This is a genomic window from Streptomyces sp. NPDC032198, from assembly GCF_040636975.1.
In the GTDB taxonomy this organism is placed as follows: Bacteria; Actinomycetota; Actinomycetes; order Streptomycetales; family Streptomycetaceae; genus Streptomyces.
The window spans coordinates 570,304-589,976 of sequence record NZ_JBEZVL010000003.1; the positions used below are offsets into that span (position 1 = coordinate 570,304).

The 19,673-nt window shown below is 73.0% G+C and carries 7 protein-coding genes; 5 read left to right on the top strand and 2 right to left on the bottom strand.

The window, feature by feature from the left end:
* Positions 1 to 109 precede the first annotated feature (109 nt).
* Both AB0E78_RS10565 and AB0E78_RS10570 read right to left on the bottom strand, forming a co-directional pair.
* The gene (locus AB0E78_RS10565) at positions 110 to 856 is read right to left on the bottom strand and encodes an alpha/beta fold hydrolase (RefSeq protein ID WP_361830309.1); all 747 of its coding nucleotides are present in this window, start codon (positions 854 to 856) and stop codon (positions 110 to 112) included.
* Positions 847 to 1,698: a 4'-phosphopantetheinyl transferase superfamily protein gene (locus tag AB0E78_RS10570; protein WP_361830311.1), complete on the bottom strand. Its 852-nt coding sequence runs from the start codon at positions 1,696 to 1,698 to the stop codon at positions 847 to 849. Before AB0E78_RS10570 ends, AB0E78_RS10565 begins: the two co-directional genes overlap by 10 nt.
* A 204-nt stretch (positions 1,699 to 1,902) precedes the next feature.
* On the opposite strand from AB0E78_RS10570, the gene AB0E78_RS10575 reads away from it, so the two are divergent.
* From AB0E78_RS10575 to AB0E78_RS10595, 5 genes are all read left to right on the top strand, one after another.
* On the top strand, positions 1,903 to 2,172 hold the full coding sequence (locus AB0E78_RS10575) for an acyl carrier protein (RefSeq protein WP_361830313.1): 270 nt from the start codon (positions 1,903 to 1,905) through the stop codon (positions 2,170 to 2,172).
* 51 nt (positions 2,173 to 2,223) lie between these two features.
* Positions 2,224 to 3,573, top strand: a complete 1,350-nt coding sequence (locus tag AB0E78_RS10580) for a tryptophan 7-halogenase (RefSeq protein WP_361830315.1) — start codon at positions 2,224 to 2,226, stop codon at positions 3,571 to 3,573.
* Between the two features lie 107 nt (positions 3,574 to 3,680).
* Positions 3,681 to 12,395 carry a beta-ketoacyl synthase N-terminal-like domain-containing protein gene (locus tag AB0E78_RS10585; RefSeq protein ID WP_361830317.1) on the top strand — a complete coding sequence of 2,905 codons (8,715 nt, stop codon included), beginning with the start codon at positions 3,681 to 3,683 and terminating at the stop codon, positions 12,393 to 12,395.
* Complete coding sequence (locus AB0E78_RS10590) at positions 12,395 to 17,923, top strand: SDR family oxidoreductase (RefSeq protein WP_361830319.1); 5,529 nt, start codon at positions 12,395 to 12,397, stop codon at positions 17,921 to 17,923. Before AB0E78_RS10585 ends, AB0E78_RS10590 begins: the two co-directional genes overlap by 1 nt.
* A gap of 65 nt (positions 17,924 to 17,988) precedes the next feature.
* On the top strand, positions 17,989 to 19,653 hold the full coding sequence (locus tag AB0E78_RS10595) for a tryptophan 7-halogenase (protein ID WP_361830321.1): 1,665 nt from the start codon (positions 17,989 to 17,991) through the stop codon (positions 19,651 to 19,653).
* Positions 19,654 to 19,673: the final 20 nt, after the last annotated feature.

Sequence of the window (19,673 nt, forward strand, 5' to 3'; positions counted from 1 at the left end):
CCCGCGGGGGGGGCCGGGGGTCTCCCCCCCCGGGCCCCCCCCCCCAAGCCCCCCGCGCCCCCCCCCCCCCCGGGGAAGGCCGACGGCGTTTCGGCTCGACTCAGTCCACTCAACCGGGTTCTGCGGCGAGGACCTTGGCGACGTAGGCGTGGAACTCCGGTGTGTCGAGGATGAAGTGGCCGCCGGGGAGCCACTCGGTGCGCACCTCACCCGTGCCGTGGTTCTCCCAGTCGTGCAGTCCCGCGTCGTCGACCATCGGGTCGTCGCGGCCCGCGCACACCCACAGGGGGCAGTCCAGCGGGGCGCCGGGCAGCGCCTCGTACGTCTCCGACATGGTGAAGTCGGCCCGGAGCATGGGGATGAACAGCTTCACCAGCTCGGGGTTGGCGAAGACCTGCGGCGGGGTGCCGCCCAGCCTGCGCACCGCGTCCAGGAACTCCGGCGCCCCCAGCGGGTGGATGTCGGGCAGGGTGCGCCGGGCGGTGGGGCCGTTGCGTCCCGCCAGGACGACGGCCACCGGCGGCCTGCCCAGCGCGGACCAGTAGCGGGCCAGTTCGTAGGCGAAGGCCGCGCCCATGCTGTGCCCGAGCAGGACGTAGCGGCCGCTGGTGTGCGGGGCGGAGGTGCGGACCAGGTCGTCGAGTACGGCGCCGAAGTCGTCCCGCGGTGCCTCGCGCATCCGGGTGCCGTGGCCGGGCAGCTCAAGGAGGGCGGAATCGACGTGCGGAAGAGCCGCCTGGAGACTCGCGAAGACGCGGGCGGAGCCGCCCGCGTGGGGCAGGCAGACCAGGGCAAGCGGGGTGGTCGGGGGCGGGGCGGGTATCGGATCGGGCGAACGGGGGCTGCTCAGCTGCATGACGGACCTCCACGGTCGGGGACGGTCTGGCGCCCGGGAACATCAGGGAGCCCGGGGACTTCGGGGAGCACCGGCGGAACGGGCGTGGGCAGGGCCGGCGGGACGCTGGGGATGCTGCCGGGCGCCATGTGGAAGGCGCGCACGAGGCTGCCGCCGTCCGCGACGGCGACGGCGGCCCTGAACTCCGGGCCCAGATCGATCAGTTGGAGTGCCCAGGTGCGGGTGGCCGCGGCGGCGGGCAGCGCGTGGACCGGGACCGGCCCTGAGCGTCGGGCGCCGGGGGCGACCTGAATGGCCGTCAGGTCGCCCGCGAGGCCGCTGCCGATCGCCTTCAGGACGGCCTCCTTGCAGGTCCAGTGGGTGAACAGGCCGCTCTGCGCGTTGTCTTCGGCGCTCTCGGGCCAGCGCGCCGCCTCCCAGGGTGAGAGCACTTGGCGGCGCATGCCCGTCGGGTCGTGCAGGGCGGTGATGCGCTCGACGTCGACGCCCACGGGCCCGTCCCGGGTCACCGCGACCAGGGCCATGCCGGCCGTGTGCGCCAGGCTGACCCGCAGGCCGGGGTCCGATGCCACGTACGGCTTCCCGAACTCGCCCGTGGTGAAGGCGACGCGGGGTGCGCGCAGCCCGGTGTACGCGGCGGTGACGGCGCGCAGCGCGGCGTGCGCGCAGGCGTGCAGGACCTGCTGCGGCGGCACGACGCGCTCGTAGCGCCGGACCTCCGGGGGTGTGAGCAGCGCGAGGCAGCGCTGGACCACCGCCTCTCGCCCCGGCCCTGGGGGTGGCTCGCGCACCGCCCAGACGTGCGCTTCTCCGATGGGTGGACCGTGCTGTACCCCGCTCATGCCGCCTCCAACTGAACGATGGCTGCTTTGTGTTGGGCCCTTGACGATGAGCTCAACACTAGTAGAGTTCATCAGGAAATGAAATCACCGGGCGTTGAACTCCCCGAGTGTTGAACTCTTTTCCCGGAGTTCCCCCGGCGGCTCCAAGTGCCTCCCCGGCAGCGGAGCGTCCCGCCCGTCATCAGCATCTTCAGGAGGTACGGCGTGGCCAGTGACCGTGACGAACTGCTCGGCCGGCTCACCGAGTTCATCCAGGAACGGCTCCTGTCGGAGCCCGACCCCAAGGGCATAGCCCCGGACACCCCGCTGCTCGAGTGGGGGATCCTCACCTCGATCAATACCGCCCAGCTGCTCACTTTCATCCGGGACGAGCTGGGCACGAACATCCCGCCGACCGAGCTGACCGGGACCAACTTCCAGAACCTCGACAGCATCACCGATCTGCTGCTGTCCCTCCGTTCCCCCGTGCACTGACCGCGTCCACGGCGCAGCCACACCGACCGAACCCTTGAAGAGGAGATCAAGTTGTCCGCAAACTACGACTACGACATCGGCATCATCGGCGGGGGTCCGGCCGGCGCGACCGCCGCGGCCTACCTCGCCAAGGCGGGCCTCTCCGTCGTGGTCTTCGAGTCCGAGACCTTCCCGCGTGAGCACGTCGGCGAGTCCCTGGTGCCGGCCACCACGCCGGTGCTCATAGAGACCGGCGCGATAGACGCGGTCGAGGCCGCGGGCTTCCCCAAGAAGTACGGCGCCGCCTGGACGTCGGCCGAGGACCGCGACATCGACCACATGGGCTTCCAGGGCCTGGACCACGACTTCCGCGCCGCCGAGGTGCTCTTCAGCGAGCGCGACCAGGCGGGCGTCGACCGCGATTACACCTTCCACGTCGACCGCGGCAAGTTCGACCAGATCCTCCTCCAGCACGCGGAGAGCCTGGGCGCGAAGGTCTACCACGGGGTCCGCGTCAACCGCGTCGACTTCTCCGAGCGGGACCGCCCCATCATCCAGGCGAAGGTCGGCAACCAGCCGATCGGCGTGCCCGTCCGCATGGTCGTCGACGCGAGCGGCCGGCGCACCATGATGGGCAGCCAGCTCAAGGTCAAGGTGCCGGACCCGGTATTCAACCAGTACGCGGTGCACACCTGGTTCGACAACTTCGACCGCAAGGCGCTCGCGGTCAACAAGGAACAGTCGGACTACATCTTCATCCACTTCCTGCCGCTGACCGATACCTGGGTCTGGCAGATCCCGATCACCGACACCATCACCTCGGTCGGCGTCGTCACCCAGAAGTCCCGCTTCAAGGAAGCCAAGGACGACCTGGAGACCTTCTTCTGGGACACCGTCGGCTCACGTCCGGCGCTGTGCGACGCGCTCAAGAACGCTCAGCGCGTCAAGGAGTTCAAGTCCGAGGGCGACTACAGCTACGCGCTGACCCAGATCGCCGACGACTCGCTCCTGATGATCGGCGACGCGGCCCGCTTCGTCGACCCGATCTTCTCCAGCGGCGTCAGCGTCGCCCTCAACAGCGCGCGCCTCGCGGCCAACGACATCATCGCGGCACACGAGGCGGGTGACTTCCGCAGGGCCCGCTTCGACACGTACGTCGACACCCTGCGCAGCGCCGTACACAACTGGTACGAGTTCATCTCCATCTACTACCGCCTGAACATCCTGTTCACGGCGTTCGTCCAGGACCCCCGCTACCGCCTGGACGTGCTGAAGATGCTCCAGGGCGACGTGTACGACGGGGAGCCCAAGGCGCTGGCCGCGATGCGGGAGATCGTCACGGCGGTCGAGAACGATCCGAACCACCTCTGGCACAAGTATCTCGGGGAGCTCAAGGCACCCACGGCTGCCGCGAAGTTCTAGACCGCACGGCCGCCGCACACCGGGTGGCGCGGACACCACTCGCGCCACCCGGACCTCTTTCCCGCACCTATTTGCCGCACTCCCGTCGCACTCCTTGAGGGGGACCCATGCCCGTCCGCAGCGGACCAGTCACCGATCCGGCCATAGCCCTTGTCGGCATCGGGTGCCGTTACCCGGGCGGAGTGGTCGACCTCGCGTCCTTCTGGCAGGTCCTGCGGGACGGTGTAGACGTGATCGGCGAGATCCCGGCGGAGCGCTGGGGTCCCGAGTTCATCAGCGAGGACGGGGCGGAACCCGGCACCGGATACTGCCGCTACGCGGGAGTCCTGCCGGGGCTCGACCAGTTCGACGCGGACTTCTTCGGCATCTCCTTCCGCGAGGCCCGCGAGATGGACCCGCAGCAGCGGCTCCTCCTGGAGGTCTCCTGGGAGGCCCTGGAACACGCGGGCCTGACGAAGCCTCAGCTCGCCGGTTCACGTACCGGCGTCTTCTTCGGCATGCTCGGCATGGACTACACGCTCCTGCACTCCAAGACGCGGGGGGTCCGGGGCATCGACCCCTACTACGCGAGCGGCAAGGAGTTCAGCTTCGCGCCGGGGCGGGTCGCCTACACCCTCGGCCTGCACGGGCCGGCGCTCGCGGTGAACACCGCCTGCTCCTCGTCCCTGGTCGCGGTGCATCTGGCCTGCCGGAGCCTGGCGAGCGGCGAGGCCGACACCGCGCTCGCGGGCGGCGTCAACGTCCTTGCCGCACCCGAACTCTCCATCTTCATGAGCAAGGTGCAGGCCCTCTCCCCCACCGGCCGCTGCAAGCCCTTCGCGGCCGAGGCGGACGGCATCGTCCGGGGCGAGGGCTGCGGAGTCGTCGTACTGAAGCGGCTGGAGGACGCGCTCGCCGACGGTGACCGGGTGCTCGGTGTCATCCGGGGCAGCGCCTTCAACCACGACGGCCGCAGCGCCGGCCTGACCGTGCCCAACGCCTCCGCCCAGGCGTCCCTGCTGCGGGACGCGCTGAGCCGCGCCGACGCCACGCCGGACGACGTCACCTATGTGGAGACGCACGGCACCGGCACACCGCTGGGCGACCCGATCGAGGCGTACGCCCTCTCCGAGGTGTTCGGACCCGGCCGTGATCCCGCGCGCAAGCTGCACATCGGCTCGCACAAGGCGAACTTCGGGCACACGGACGCCGCCGCCGGTGTGGCCGCGCTCATCAAGACCGTCCTGACCGCACGGCACCGGCTCGTTCCGCCGCAGCTGCACTTCGACACGCCGAACCCGGCGATCCCCTGGGCGGACGGGCCACTGCAGATCTCGGCCGAGGCCCGCCAACTCGACGGTCCCGACGACCAGTTGCTCGGCGTGAGCGCCTTCGGCCTGAGCGGCACCAACGCCCACATCCTGCTGTCCGCCGCACCCGAGCCCGCGGCCGAGGAGCCCCGCGAGGAGAGCCCCGAGGCCTCGCCGAAGGTGCTCCTCCTGTCCGGCTCCACCGACGACGCCCTGCACGAGCGCGCCCGGGACCTGCTGACCACCCTCGACGGTGAACAGCCCCTGGCGGACGTCCTGCACACGGCGGCGGTCCGGCGCACGCACCACGAGTCCCGCGCCACGGTCATCGGCGCCGACCTGGACGAACTGCGCTCCTCACTCGGCGACTTGGCCGAGGGGACCCCCGACGAACGCACCCTCACCGGCATCGCGGAACCGCGCCGCCGCCACCGCACCGTCTTCGTCTTCTCCGGGCAGGGCTCGCAGTGGCGGGGCATGGGCCTCGACCTGTGGGACCGGGAGCCTGCCGCGGCGCGGTGCCTGGAGCGCTGCGACGAGGTGATCCGCGCGGCCGGCCTTCCCGGGCTGGGGGAGCTGTTCGGCCAGGCCGACCTCGCGGCCACCGAGCTCGCCCAGCCCGCCGTGGTGGCCCTGCAGCTGGCGATCGCCGAGGTGTGGCGCGAGCGCGGCGTGGAGCCCGACAAGGTGATCGGCCACAGCCTCGGCGAGATCTCGGCGGCGTGCTGGTCCGGCGCGCTCGACCTGCCGACGGCCCTTGACCTCGCGGTCCGGCGCGGCCGCATCATGGCGGGGGCCGCGGGCACGGGCCGCATGCTCGCGGTGGCGCTGCCCGAGGACCAGGCCGTCGAGACGGTCGCCGGCACCGGGCGCGCGGTCACCGTCGCGACGGTCAACGGACCGAACGCGACCGTGCTCGCCGGGTCGGAGGACGACCTGACGGCGATCGCGGGACTGCTCCGCGAACGGTCGGTCACCGCGCGCTTCGTCCCCGGGGACTACGCGTTCCACAGTCCGGCGATGGCGCCCTATGCCGAAGAACTGCACGCCGAACTCGGCGACTTGGCTGCCGTCGCCACACCCGAATCCTTCGTGTCGACCGCCCTGACCGAGGAACGCCCGGCTGTCCTCGACGCCGCGTACTGGGCAGCGAACGTACTGAACCCCGTCCGGTTCTGGCCCGCCGTACGTCACCTCCTGGACGACCGCGGCGCCGACTTCATCGAGATCGGCCCGCACCCGACCCTGGTGCGCCCGCTGACCGACGCGCTCACCACCACGCGCCGGAACGGCGTCGCCGTCGGCTCGCTGCGCAGGGACGCCGACGGGCCCGCGACACTGCTCGGCTCCCTCGCACAGCTGCACTGCGCGGGCGCCGACATCAACTGGGAGGGCCTGCTTCCGGGCCGTCCGGCGGAGCTGCCGCGCCACCCGTGGCAGCACGAGTCGTTCTGGCTGCCCGACGTGTCCCGGGGTGCGCAGTCCGGCGCGGTCGCGCCCGGCGCCCTCCAGGCGACGTCCGCCAGGCTCGCCGTCCAGCTGATCGACCCGGACGGGCGTCCGCTGGGTCCTGCCCAGGAGCTCCGGATCGGCGCCGGTGCCACCACCGGCGCCCCCTTGACGCCGACGGGGATCCCCCTCTCCGCCGGTGACTCCCCGGCCACGGTCCCGACCCCCGACGGGCCGGACCGGGAGGCCGAACCGTCCGCCGTCACCCCGCACGGGCCAGTGGGGGCGACGGCGGACGGGACGGAACCAGCAGGTGGCGGGGCGGCGACGGCACGCGACCGGCGCGAGCTGATGCGCCGCACGTCGACCGTCCTGGCGGAGATACTGGGCCAGGACCCGACCCGCCGCATCTCACCCCGCCGCGGCTTCGCCGACCTCGGCCTCGACTCGCTCTCCATCGTCGAGTTCGTCGACCGGCTCGGCATCACGCTCGGCCTGGAGATCGCCCTGTCCACGCCGTTCGAGCGGCCGTGCCTGGACGAGCTGGTGGACTTCCTGCTGCCGGAGGTCCTCGCGAAGGCCCAGGCACAGACCCCGTCGGCCGCCGTGGCGCCCGGCAGTGTGCAGCAGCCGGCAGCCCCCGCACCCGCATCTCCGCAAGCGCCCGCGCCCGCGCCCGCCGACGACCCCATAGCCGTCGTCGGCATGAGCTGCCGCTTCCCCGGCAGCCCCTCCGTGCGCGACTACTGGCAGCTGCTCGTCGACGGACGCGAGGTCATCCGCGACGTCCCCTCGGACCGCTGGGACGGCAAGGCCTTCCTCTCCGAGGGAGCGTGGACGCCCGGCACGATGACCTCGCTGCGGGGCGGCTACCTCGATGACGTACGCGGCTTCGACGCCGCCTTCTTCCGGGTCTCGCCCCGCGAGGCACGCAGCCTCGACCCGCAGCACCGGCTCTTCCTCGAGGTCGCCTACGAGGCACTGGAGGACGCCGGGGCCACCAGGGACCGGCTGCGCGGCTCGGCGACCGGCGTGTTCGTCGGGATGAACAGCTCCGACCACGCCCAGCACGTCAGCAGCCACCTCCAGGACGTCGACCTGTACTACGGCACCGGCAACTCCTTCGCCGGGGCGTCCGGGAGGCTCTCGTACTTCCTCGGCCTGACCGGTCCGAGCCTGGCGGTGGACACCGCCTGCTCCTCCTCGCTGACCGCCGTGCACCTGGCCGCGCAGAGCCTGCGCCAGGGGGAGAGCGACCTCGCGGTCGCGGGCGGCGTGAACGTGATCCTCAGCCCGGTGATCCCCGTGTCGGTCTCGGCGGGCGGCGCGCTCTCGCCCACCGGCCACTGCCACACCTTCGACGAGTCCGCCGACGGCTATCTGCGCGGCGAGGGCTCGGGAGCGATCGTGCTCAAGCGGCTCTCCACTGCCATCGCCGACGGCGACCGCGTCTACGCCGTACTGCCAGGCAGCGCCGTCAACCAGGACGGCGCGAGCAGCGGCCTGACCGTACCCAACGGCACGGCCCAGCAGGCGCTCATCCAACAGGCCCTGGACCAGGCGGGGTTGGCGGGCAGCGCGGTCGGCTACGCCGAGGCCCACGGCACCGGCACCCCGCTCGGCGACCCGATCGAACTGCGGGCCCTCGCGCAGGCGTTGCGCCCGGGGCACTCCGCCACCCAGGACGCCGGGGCCGCGCCGCTCCTGGTCGGTTCCGCCAAGCCCAACATCGGGCACCTGGAAGCCGCCGCCGGAATGGCCGGGCTCATCAAGGCGGTCCTCTCCGTGCACCACGGGCGCATCGCCCCGCATATCGGCGTCACCACCCGGCCGACCACACAGGTCGACTGGGAGAAGCTGGGCCTCGCCATCGCGGGCGGCACCGAGCAGTGGCCGTCGGCTCCCGGCCGGCCCCGCGTGGCGGGCGTCAGCTCCTTCGGCTTCACCGGCACCAACGCCCACATCCTGGTGGCCGAGCCGCCGCAGACCGCCCCCGCTCCCCCGACGCCCGCCCCGACCCGGTTCGCCATCCCCCTCTCCGCCGCGCAGCCCTCCGCGCTCGCCCCGGCCGCCGAGGCCCATCTCGCCCGGACCGAGGGGATCGACGAGACGGAGCTCGCGGACCTCGCGTACACCGCGTCCGTACGCCGCAGTCGGCTCGACCACCGCGCGGTGGCCGTCGGCCGCAGCCTCGCCGACGTCCGGTCCGCACTGACCGCGCTCGCGGCCGGCGAGGAGGACCCGGGTCTGCTCACGGGCACGGCGGAGGCCGCACGCTCCTGCGTGTTCATCTTCTCCGGCTTCGGCTCCCAGTGGGCCGGGATGGGGCGCCAACTCCTTGACACCGAGCCGGTGTTCAGGGACGCGGTGCTCGCCGTGGAGGAGGAGATGCGCAAGTGGATCGCCTGGTCGCCGCTGGCCTCGCTGCGCGGCGAACCGGGCAGCAGGCCGTTCGACGAGGGCATCCCGCAGGAACTGATCTTCGCCGTACAGGTCGGCCTGGTCGAGCTGTGGCGCAGCTGGGGCGTCCTGCCCGAGGCCGTCGTCGGCCACAGCATGGGCGAGGTCGCCGCCGCCTGGGCGGCGGGCGCGCTGACGCTCGCCCAGGCGACGGAGATCCTCTGCCTGCGCTCGCGGCTGCTCGACACGGTCGTGGGGACGGGCGGGTCGATCGCGGTGGGCCTGCCGCGCGAGGAGCTCGCGCCCTATCTGGCCCTGTACGAGGACCAGTTGAGCATCGCGACCATCAACGGCCCGCGGACCACGGTCGTCGCCGGTGACGACGGCGCCCTGGAGGAGCTGGCCGCCGAGCTGAGCGAGGCGAACATCTTCGTGCGCCGCATCAAGGTGCCGGTCGCCCCGCACTCCCCGCTGGTGGAGCCCTTGCGTGAGCGTCTGGTGACGGGGCTCGCCACTCTCGTGCCGGCCGAGGCCCGCATCCCGATCTACTCCGCCGTGGCGGGCGGCGAGGTGGACGGTTCCTCGCTCACCGCCGAGTACTGGGGCCGCAATCTCCGCGACACCGTGCTCTTCCAGGACGCGGTGAGCGCGGTCGAGGACCCGGAGGACCGGGTGTTCATCGAGATCTCGCCGCATCCGGTGCTCGTGTCGGGGGCCGAGGAGTCCCTGACCGCCGCCGGTGTCACGGCTCCGGTCGTGCTGCCCTCGCTGGTGCGCGACGAGGACGAGGTGGGCGCGCTGCTCACGAGTCTGGGCGCCCTGCACGCACAGGGCGCACCGGTCGACTGGGCGGCGTTCGCCGGGCCCGGCCGCCGCATCGTGGAGCTGCCCGCCTACCCGTGGCAGCGCAAGGAGCACTGGCTGCCCGAGCAGCCCAAGGAGCGTGGCAGCGGTTCGGGCGCGCTGGTCGGTGCTCCGGTCCGTCCGGCGAACGCCTCGTGGACCGCGCTGCTGCCGGTGACGGTCGACGGGGTGCGCGCACCCTGGCAGATCACCGCGTCGAACACGGTCGCCGCGCCCGCGCTCCTGGAGGCGGCGCTGGACTGCGCCGCGTCGACGGGCGCGCCGATCCCGGCACTCGCCGGCGTACGGTTCGGTCCCGCCCCCCGCACCGACGCCGAGAGCCGGGCGGAGCTGCAGGCCATGGTCGACACCCGGCAGGCCTCCGTCACACTGCGCTCCCTGGCCGACGACGCCCCCTCCGATCCCGCGCTCACGGCGTCGACGGACACCGAGGCCGTAGACGCGGCGCAGGTGGTCGAGCCCGGCGGGCTCGCGGTGGACGAACCGCTGCGGGCGACCCTCGCCGAGGCGTTCCCCGCGCTGCGGATCCTGTCCGCGGACTCCGCCGCCGGTGCCGCCGAGGTCTCCGTGGAGCTGCCCGACGGGGCGTCCCGGCGCAGGCTGCCCGCCGACCTGCTGCGGCTGGCGCTGCGGCTGGTCGCCGAAGGCACCGGAACCGAGCCCGCCGAGGCCGACCCGCTGCCCGCGTCGATCGGCCTGGTCCGGGTCAAGGCCGCCGCCGACGGCACGGTACGGGTGTGCCGCGGGCCGGTCAGGCTCTCCGCGGACGGACTGCGCGAGGCGGACGTGGCGGTGCTCGACCCCGCGGGCCGGGCCGTGGTGGAGCTGGCGGGCCTGCGCCTGGCGGCACCCGGCACCCCGGTGCGGGCCGACGCCGTCCAGGACCGCTTGGAGAGCCTCCTCTACCGCATGGCCTGGCGCGCCGCCCCGCTGCGGCCCACCGACCTCGACGCGCAAGGCCCCGCGCCCGCCACCCGCTGGCTGGTCTGCGGCGACACCGAGCACCTGGCGGGCGCGGTGGCAACCGAGCTGCGGGCGGCGGGACTTGACGTCGTACGGGTGCGGTCGTCGCGGGCGGCACACGAAAGCCCGGAGAGCCTCAAGAGTTCCGAGAGCCCCGCTGACGTATCGCTCGATCCGACCGACCGCGACGCGTGGCACCGCCTGTTCACCGGGCCCGAGGCCGAGGCGGTCGCGGACACCACCGCCGTCTGTGACCTCTGGCCCCTGGAGGACCTGGACGCACGCCCCGACTCCTGGCGCGCCACCACGGCGCTCGCCGCCACCCTTGCGGGCCTCGAAGGAACCGCACCGCGGCTCTGGCTCGTCACCCGGCACGCGCTCGTCCCCGCGGGCCACGCGGGGTTCCCCGTCGCCGCACAGGGCGCGCACGCGGGACTCGGCAGGACCCTGGCGATGATGCGTCCCGACGCGTGGGGCGGGCACGTCGACCTCACGCACGGCAGCGCCGAGGAGCTACGGACCCTGGTGGCCCGGCTGCGCTGCGCGCCCGGCGACGAACACCTCCGCGTCGAGCACTCGTCCCTGCAGGTCGGGGAGCTGACACAGAGCAGGCCGCCCGAGACCTCGAGCCACGCCCCGCTCTCCGCCGACCGCTGGCACCTGGTCACCGGTGCGCGCCGCGAGCTCGCGCCGCCCGTGGTGGACTGGCTGATCTCGGCCGGGGCCCGGCGCATCGCCCTCGCGGACACCGGGCCGGTGTCGGACGAGCTGCTGCCCTGGGACGAGGCGCGCCTCGACGCCTGGCGCGCCCAGGGAGTGGAGATCCACCGCGCGCCCGGCGCCACCCGGGGTGAACTCACCGACCTGGTGGGCCGGCTGCGCGCCGACGCCGGTATCGCCGGTGTCGTCTGCGCCGACTCCCCCGGCGCCGCGACGCTCCTGGACGAGACGACGGACGCCGCCGTCCACGCGGAGCTGCGGCGCGCCACGACCGCGGAGCTGCTGCACGAGCTGACCGTCAAGGAACCGCTCGGCCTCTTCGTCCTGCTGGGCTCGGTGCCCGGCACCTGGGGCGGCGCCGTGACCGGGGCGGCGGCGCCCGCCGACTGGGCCCTGCGGGCGCTGGCCGCGCGGCGCAGGGCGGGCGGCCTGCCCGTCGCCCACCTGGAGCTCATGCCTCTCGACGGCAGCGAACTCCTCGACGAACGGACGATTTTACTGCTGAAGAGCAGTGGGATCGCGCCCCTCCAGGAGGAGGACCTGGTCGGCGCCCTCGGCCTGCTGGCCCGCGAGAGCGCCGTGCACGTGTCGGTGGCCGACGTGGACTGGGAGCTGTTCAGGGCCGCGCTCGTGGACTCCCCGCACCAGCGGCTCTTCGCGCCGGTGCTCGGGTCGGCGAAGCGGGACGGCGGCACGGAGTTCGTGGCCGGGCTCGGCGAGCTCGACCCGGCGCTGCGCCGCGACCGGATGCTCGACTGGGTGTGCGCCCAGGTCGCCGCGGTCCTCGGGCTCCCGGAGGACGACCTCCAGGCCGAGCAGGGCTTCTTCGACCTCGGCCTCGACTCGGTCATGTCCCTCACGCTGCGGCTGCGGCTCTCGCGGGGGCTCAAGACGGACCTGTCGTCGACGGTCGCCTTCGAGCACCCCACCGCGCTCGCGCTCACCGCCCATCTGCTCGACCGCCTCGGCTACCCGGCCGACGCCCCGGACGCGGCCGGACCCTCCGCTCCGGCGGACGGCGCCGGGCCCGGCGAAGCCGGTGACCCGGACGGCATGGACGAACTCGACGACGACGAACTGCTTCGCCAGCTGGAGGCCGAGATCTCCGGCACAGCCCTTGGCTTCGAGGAGAACTGATGACGAACAACCCCGCAGAGAAGCCGAACCGGCCCACGGAAGCGGCGAACCGGCCCACCAACAAGCCCGACAGGCCGGACAAGCCGGCCCAGCCGAGCCAGGACGTCCTCCGCGGCCGTCTGAAGGAGTCGCTCGGCACGATCCGCAGCCTCCGGGCCCGGGTCCAGGAGCTCCAGCAGCCCCAGCCCCTCGCGGTGATCGGGCTCTCCTGCCGGCTGCCGGGCGGCGGGACGCCCGAGGAGTTCTGGGAGTCCCTCGCCGACGGCCGTGACGCGACGTCCGAGTTCCCCGAGGAGCGGCATCCGGTCGCCGGTTTCTACCACCCCGACCCGGACCACCCGGGCACCGCCTACACCCTGGCGGGCAACTTCCTCGACGGGCCGGTGGACACCTTCGACCCGACCGTCTTCGGCATCTCGCCCCGCGAGGCCGCGGGCATGGACCCCCAGCAGCGCCTGGTCCTCGAACTGGCCTGGGAGGCCATGGAGGACGCCTGCCTGCCGCCGGCCGACCTGGAGGGCAACCAGGTCGGCGTCTTCCTCGGCGCGAGCACCAGCGACTACGTGCGCATGCGCCAGCAGGAGGGCGCGATCGCGGACGTCGACGCCTACCAGCTGATCGGTGAACCCAGCTTCCTCGCGGGCCGGATCTCCTACACCTTCGGCTTCCAGGGCCCCAGCATGGTCATCGACACGGCCTGCTCCTCCTCCCTGGTCGCCCTGGAGCAGGCCTGCCTGTCGCTGCGGTCCGGTGCCTGCGACATGGCGCTGGTCGGCGGCGTGAACCTGATGCTGTCGCCGTACGGCTTCGTGCTGGTCAGCAAGTTGCGCGCGCTGTCACCCGACGGGCGCTGCAAGACCTTCGACGCGTCGGCCAACGGTTATGCGCGCGGTGAGGGCGGCGCCCTGTTCGTGCTGAAGCGGCTGAGCGAGGCGGAGGCGGCGGGCGACCGCATCCTGGCCGTCGTCCGCGGTGTCGCGACCGAGCACGACGGGCGCAGCAGCGGCCTGACCGTGCCCAATCCGTCGGCGCAGCAGAGCGTCATCAGCTCCGCCCTCAAGGACGCGGGGGCGGCCCCCGCCGAGCTGAGCTATGTCGAGGCGCACGGCACCGGGACCCCGCTGGGCGACCCGATCGAGCTGAAGGCCCTGGACGCCATCACGCGCACGGACCGCCCGGCCGACCGGCCGCTGCTCGTCGGCTCGGTGAAGACCAACATCGGTCACCTGGAGCCCGCAGCGGGCGCCGCCGGGATCCTCAAGGTCGTCCTCGCTCTGAAGCACGACACGCTTCCGCGCCATCTGCACCTCAACAACCCCAACCCCCAGGTCCCCTGGTCCGATCTGCATCTGAAGGTCACCACGGAGGAGACCCGCTGGCCGGCGGGCCCGCGGCTGGCCGGGGTGAGCAGCTTCGGCGCGAGCGGCACGAACGCGCACACCGTGATCGGCGAGGCCCCCAAGCCCGCGCCGCGCGGCGGCACCACCCGCGACACCGGCCTGCTGACCCTGAGCGCCAACAGCCTCCCGGCGCTACGGGCGATGGCCACGTCGTACGAGGCACGCGTGCGGGACGCGGATCCGCGCACCCTGGCGGACATCTGCTACACCACGCACATCGGCCGGGCCCGCATGAAGCACGGGATCAGCGTCTCCGGCACCCGTGAGCAGCTCGTCGCCGGTCTCGCGGCGTTCGCGGCGGGCGAGCGGGCCGAGCAGGTGACGGTGCACGCGCCGACCGGCGCGAAGGCGCGCCGCCTGGGCTGGCTGTTCACCGGGCAGGGTTCGCAGTACGCCGGGATGGCGTCCGAACTCGCGGCGAGCGAGCCGGTGTTCGCGGCGGCGCTCGCCGAGTGCGTGGCCGCGCTCGACCCCTATCTGGAGGAGCCGCTCGGGCCGGTCCTCGAAGGGACCGGTGGCGGGGACGTCAACCGGATCAACCGGACCGGTTTCACGCAGCCCGCCCTGTTCGCCGTCGAGTACGCCCTCGCCCGGATGTGGGAGTCGTGGGGCGTGCGGCCCAGCGCGCTGATCGGGCACAGCCTGGGTGAGATCACCGCGGCCTGTGTCGCGGGCGTGCACTCCCTCCAGGACGCGGCCAAGCTCATCACGGCCCGCGCCCGGCTGATGGAGGCGCTGCCCGCGGGCGGCGTGATGGAGACCCTGGTCTGCGACGAGGAGACGGTGCGCGCCGCGATCGCCGACGCGGGCCGGGCGAACGACGTCTCCGTGGCCGCGGTCAACGGGCCCACGGACGTCGTGCTCTCGGGTCCCGTGGCGGAGGTCGGCGAGGTCGTCGAACTGCTCGCCGCGCAGGGCGTCAAGCACCGCCCGCTCGCCGTCTCGCACGCCTTCCACTCGCCGCTGATGGCGCCGATGCTGGCCGAATTCCGTGCGGTCACCGAGACACTGACGTTCCATCAGCCCACGTATCCGATCATCTCGAACGTCACGGGCAAGGAGTGGGGCCCCGAGCAGTTGCGCCCGCAGTACTGGTCCGAGCACGTCATGGCGCCGGTCCGGTTCGCCGAGGGCATCACGACGCTGTACGAGACGGGCTGCCGCACCTTCCTCGAACTGGGCCCGGCACCGATCCTGTTGGGCCTCGGCGCCCGCAGCCTGCCGGAGGACGGCGTCTGCTGGATCCCGTCCCTGCGCAGGGACCGGGAGGACGGACACATCGTCGCCCAGGCCCTTGGCGCCCTCCACCACCGGGGCGTGCCGGTCGACTGGGCGGCCGTGCACCGCGCCGAGGAGCCGCGCCGCTCGGCCCTGCCCAGCTATCCCTGGCAGCGTGAGCGGTACTGGTTCAACGAGGACGGCCCGGGCGGAGCCTCACCGGCGGCCACCACGCCCGACGACTCGCCGGGCGCCTTCTTCGACGGGCACCTGCTGTCCGGGCAGCCCACCTTCTCCCCCGAACTCGACGAACTCCCCGCGGAGTTCGTGCAGACCGGCCAGGACGGCCGCCGCTCGGTCTCGGCGGGCGGCTTCTGCAACTGGGCGCTGACCGGCGCCACGAAGCTGCCCGGCGCGCAGCCCCGTGTCGTGGACCGCTTCGTGGTGGGCGAGCCGCTGCTGCTGGACGCCGAGCACCGGCCCGGCCAGGTGCGCGTCTACGTCCTGCCGCAGGACGACGAGGGGCGCTCGCTCTTCCTCTGCTTCTCGCTGCAGGGCGGCGCCTCCGTGGAGGCCGGAAGCTGGCGGCTGCACGCCCGTGGCGTACTTGCCCGCCGGACGCCGGACGCCCGTCCCGGCGGCGGCGACCTCGCCGCGGTGCGGGCCAGGTGCCTGCCGGTCGCCCCGGCCGACGTCACCGTCCCCGGCTGGGCGGAGCCGGTCCTGAACGAGGTCTACCAAGGCCCCGGTGAGGTGCTCGCCGAGGTCAACTCGGCCGCCGAGCAGCTGCCCAGGGGCGCGCTCCTCGACCTGACGATCGGGCTGCTCCGGCAGTCCGCGCACGTCGGGGAGGCCGCCGAGGCCAAGACACCCAAGGCGCCGCCCGTCGGCGTACGCCGCTACATCCACGGCTGGCTCGACCCCGAGGACCCCGAGGCGCAGGACGGCGACCTCCGCGGCGGCCTGGAGATCCTGGGTGCCGACGGCAGCCCGCTGATCATGATGCGGCACGTCCATCTGCACTCGTCGTCGGCCGACCTCGACGACCTGCCGCGCAGCCCCCGCGAGGACACGGTCTGGGAGCAGGTCTGGCAGCCCGTGGACCCGGCGGCGACGGCCGGCGAGCGTGAGCTGCGCGGACAGCGGGTGCTCCTGCTCGGCGGCGGCGCGGACAGCGTGCGCAGCGGCATCGTGGCGGAGACCACCGGCCAACTCGCCCTGCGGGGCGCACTGGTGACGCATGCGGAGGCGTCCGTGGACACTGCCCGTGCGGCGCTCGCGGCGGGCTCGGCCGAGGGCTCGTACGACCATCTCGTCCTCCTGAGCGGCCTCGATCTTCCGGTGGCCGGTTACGACTCCTCCGCGATCCAGCAGGCCAGGGAGCGGGCCGAGTACGTGTTCCTGGCCGCCGTGAAGCAGCTGGCGACGGAGGAGTCCGCCACGCGGGTGTGGGTGGTGACCCGGGGCGCCCAATTCACGGGCTCCGGCCAGTCCGAGATCTGCCTGCCCGCGGGGCCGCTGTGGGGCCTGGGCAAGGTGGCGGCCCTGGAGCACCCCGAGCTCTGGGGCGGTCTCCTGGACCTGGACCCGGCGGGTTCGCCGGACGAGGCGGCGCAGATCGCGGCCCTCCTCGCGACGGAGACCGCGGAGGACCTGACGGCACGGCGGGCGGGGGCGCTGCTCGTGCCCCGCCTGGTCCCGGCGCCCGTCGCGGAGTCCGCCGCCGAGCGGCCGGTGCCGCAGCTCAGCGACCTCGGCAGCTATCTCGTCACCGGCGGCCTCGGCAGCCTCGGACTGCTCGTCGGCGAATGGCTGGCGAGCCTCGGCGCGGGCACCGTCGTGCTCGTCGGACGCGGCGGCCTGCCGGACCGTTCGGCCTGGGACGCCCCGGAGCTCGACGACGCGACGGCCGCCAAGATCGCCGGGGTCCGCCGCATCGAGGCGCTGGGCGCCGACGTACGCGTGGTGGCGCTCGATGTCTCCGACGAGACGGCGCTGCGTTCGCTGACCGACCAACTCGGCCTGGCAGGAAGGCCGTTGCGGGGCGCGGTGCACGCGGCCGGGCTCTCCGAGCCGCAGTTCCTGCGGGAGAGCGACCCGGAAACGTACGACCGGGTCATGCACGCGAAGGCGGCGGGCACCTGGGCGCTGCACAACGCCACCGTCGACCAGAACCTGGACCTGTTCGTCTGCTTCTCCTCCATCGCGTCGGTGTGGGGCTCGCAGCACCTGGCGGGGTACTCGGCGGCCAACGCCTTCCTCGACTCGTTCGCGTACTACCGGAAGCTGCGGGGCCTGAACGCGACGACGGTGAGCTGGGGTCCGTGGGGCGCCCGGTCCGGGCTCGCCGACGACTCCGTGATGGCCTTCCTGCGCTCCATCGGCCTGCACCAGCTCAACCCCGCCCACGCCCTGGAACTGCTCGGCGAGGCGATGGTCGACGGGGTCGCCAACCGCACGGTGTGCTCGGCGGACTGGGCGCTGTTCCGTGACCTGATGGAGGCGCGGCGCGAGCGGCCGATCCTGAGCGGCATCCGGTCCGCGCCCGCCGCCGGCGCCTCCGGCGGCGGCGCCGAACCGGGATCGCTGACCGCGCGGCTGCTCGGCCTGCCCCGCGACGAGCGGCTCGCGGAGATCAACGAGTACGTCCGTGTGCAGCTCTCCGGGATCCTGCGGATGGAACTCGACACGCTCACCGCGGACACCCGGCTCGCCGACATGGGCCTGGACAGCCTGATGGTGATGGAGCTGATCAGCCGCTGCCGGGACGACCTGGGCCTGGAGATCAACAGCCGTGACTTCTTCGCCTGCCCCGGCATCGACTGGGGTTCCTTCCTGCACGAGCTGATCGAGGAGAAGTACCCCGTCGCCGACCCGTCGGCCCCGCAGCGCCAGGCGGCCACCGCATGACCGGCGCGCACCCCGAGCAAGCCCCGTCTTCCGAAGCCCGCACAGCCCCCGAAGGGACGAGCATCATGCAACCGCTGCCCGTGTCCGACTCGCCCGGCAAGGCCGACCACGACGTCGCCATCCTGGGCGCCGGTATCGCCGGGTCGATCCTGGCCGCCATCCTCGCCCGCCACGGGGTCAGGACCGTCCTGGTGGACGCCGGGGCCCACCCGCGCTTCGCCGTCGGCGAGTCGACGATCCCGTACACGTCGGTGATGCTGCGCATCCTGGCGGCGCGCTACCAGGTGCCGGAGATCGCACACCTGAGCCACTTCTCCACGATGCGCTCGAAGGTCTCGTCGAACTCGGGCCAGAAGAAGAACTTCGGCTTCGTCTACCACCGCGAGGGCGAGCCCCAGGACCCGCGGGAGATCAACCAGTTCGTGATCCCGGTGGCGCTGTCCACCGAGTCGCACATGTTCCGCCAGGACGTCGACGCCTACATGTTCAACGTGGCGGTGCGCTACGGCGCGGTGCCGCGGCTGAACACCCGGGTGACGGACGTCGCCATCGACGGCTCGGGCGCCACCCTCGCCGTCTCGGACGGGCCCGACATCCGGGCCCGGTACGTGGTGGACGCGGGCGGCCACAGCTCACCGCTGGCGAAGAAGTTCGGGCTGCGGGACGAGGTTCCCCAGCAGCGCACGCACTCGCGGACGCTGTTCACGCACATGGTGGGCGTCACCCCCTTCGACACCAGCCCGGCGGGCCGCAAGCACGACAACCCGAGCCCCTGGCACCAGGGCACCCTGCACCACGTCTTCAACGGCGGCTGGGTGTGGGTCATCCCCTTCGACAACCACCGGGGCGCCACCAACCGCCTCTGCAGCGTCGGCCTGACCCTGGACCCGCGCCGCCACCCCAAGACAGACCTCGCGCCGGACGTCGAGTTCGCCCAGTTCCTCGAACGCTTCCCGGACATCGCCCCGCAGTTCAAGCACGCCAAGGCGGCCCGCCCCTGGGTGTCCACCGGCCGGCTCCAGTACTCCTCGAGCCAGGTCGTCGGCGACCGCTTCTGCCTGACGTCGCACGCGGCGGGCTTCGTGGACGCCCTGTACTCGCGCGGTCTGACCAACACCACGGACGTGGTGAACTCCCTCGCCTGGCGGCTCATCGACGCGGTGAAGGACGACGACTTCTCCGCCGAGCGGTTCCGCCACATCGAGACGCTCCAGCAGGGCCTGGTCCGCGCCCACGACGACGTGGTCGCGTCCTCCTTCACCTCCTTCCGGGACTACGGCATGTGGAACGCCACGTTTCGCATGTGGGCCCTGGGCACGGTGCTCGGCACCCTCAACGCCCAGGACAAGCTCGTACGCTTCCAGCGCGGCCGGGACCCGATGGTCTGGCGCGAGCTGGAGGCGCAGCCGCACCCCGGCGCGCTCTTCCCCGCGAGCGTCGGCTTCAACAAGATCACCGACGCCGCCTGGTCCGCCTGCCGGGACGTCGAGGCGGGCCTGATGACCCCCGACCACGCCACCGGCGAACTCTTCGACCTGCTCCAGGACGACAGCTACGCCCCGCCCCCGTTCGGCCTGCACGACCCCGCGAACCGCTTCTACAACCCCAACCCGGCGCGCATGATCCGCACCATGCTCTGGGCCAAACGCGGCCCGGCCGCAGCCGACACCGGCCCCGTCCTGGCCAGCGCGCTCGGCGGATTCCTGCGCTCCCGGTTCCACAAGAGCTGACGACGGCCGACGAAGGAGGA

What these genes read in the sequence shown, in the direction of transcription:
- AB0E78_RS10565 (WP_361830309.1), bottom strand. Translation starts at nt 856, where the DNA reads ATGCAGCTGAGCAGCCCCCGTTCGCCCGATCCGATACCCGCCCCGCCC.
- AB0E78_RS10570 (WP_361830311.1), bottom strand. Translation starts at nt 1,698, where the DNA reads ATGAGCGGGGTACAGCACGGTCCACCCATCGGAGAAGCGCACGTCTGG.
- AB0E78_RS10585 (WP_361830317.1), top strand. Translation starts at nt 3,681, where the DNA reads ATGCCCGTCCGCAGCGGACCAGTCACCGATCCGGCCATAGCCCTTGTC.
- AB0E78_RS10590 (WP_361830319.1), top strand. Translation starts at nt 12,395, where the DNA reads ATGACGAACAACCCCGCAGAGAAGCCGAACCGGCCCACGGAAGCGGCG.
- AB0E78_RS10595 (WP_361830321.1), top strand. Translation starts at nt 17,989, where the DNA reads ATGCAACCGCTGCCCGTGTCCGACTCGCCCGGCAAGGCCGACCACGAC.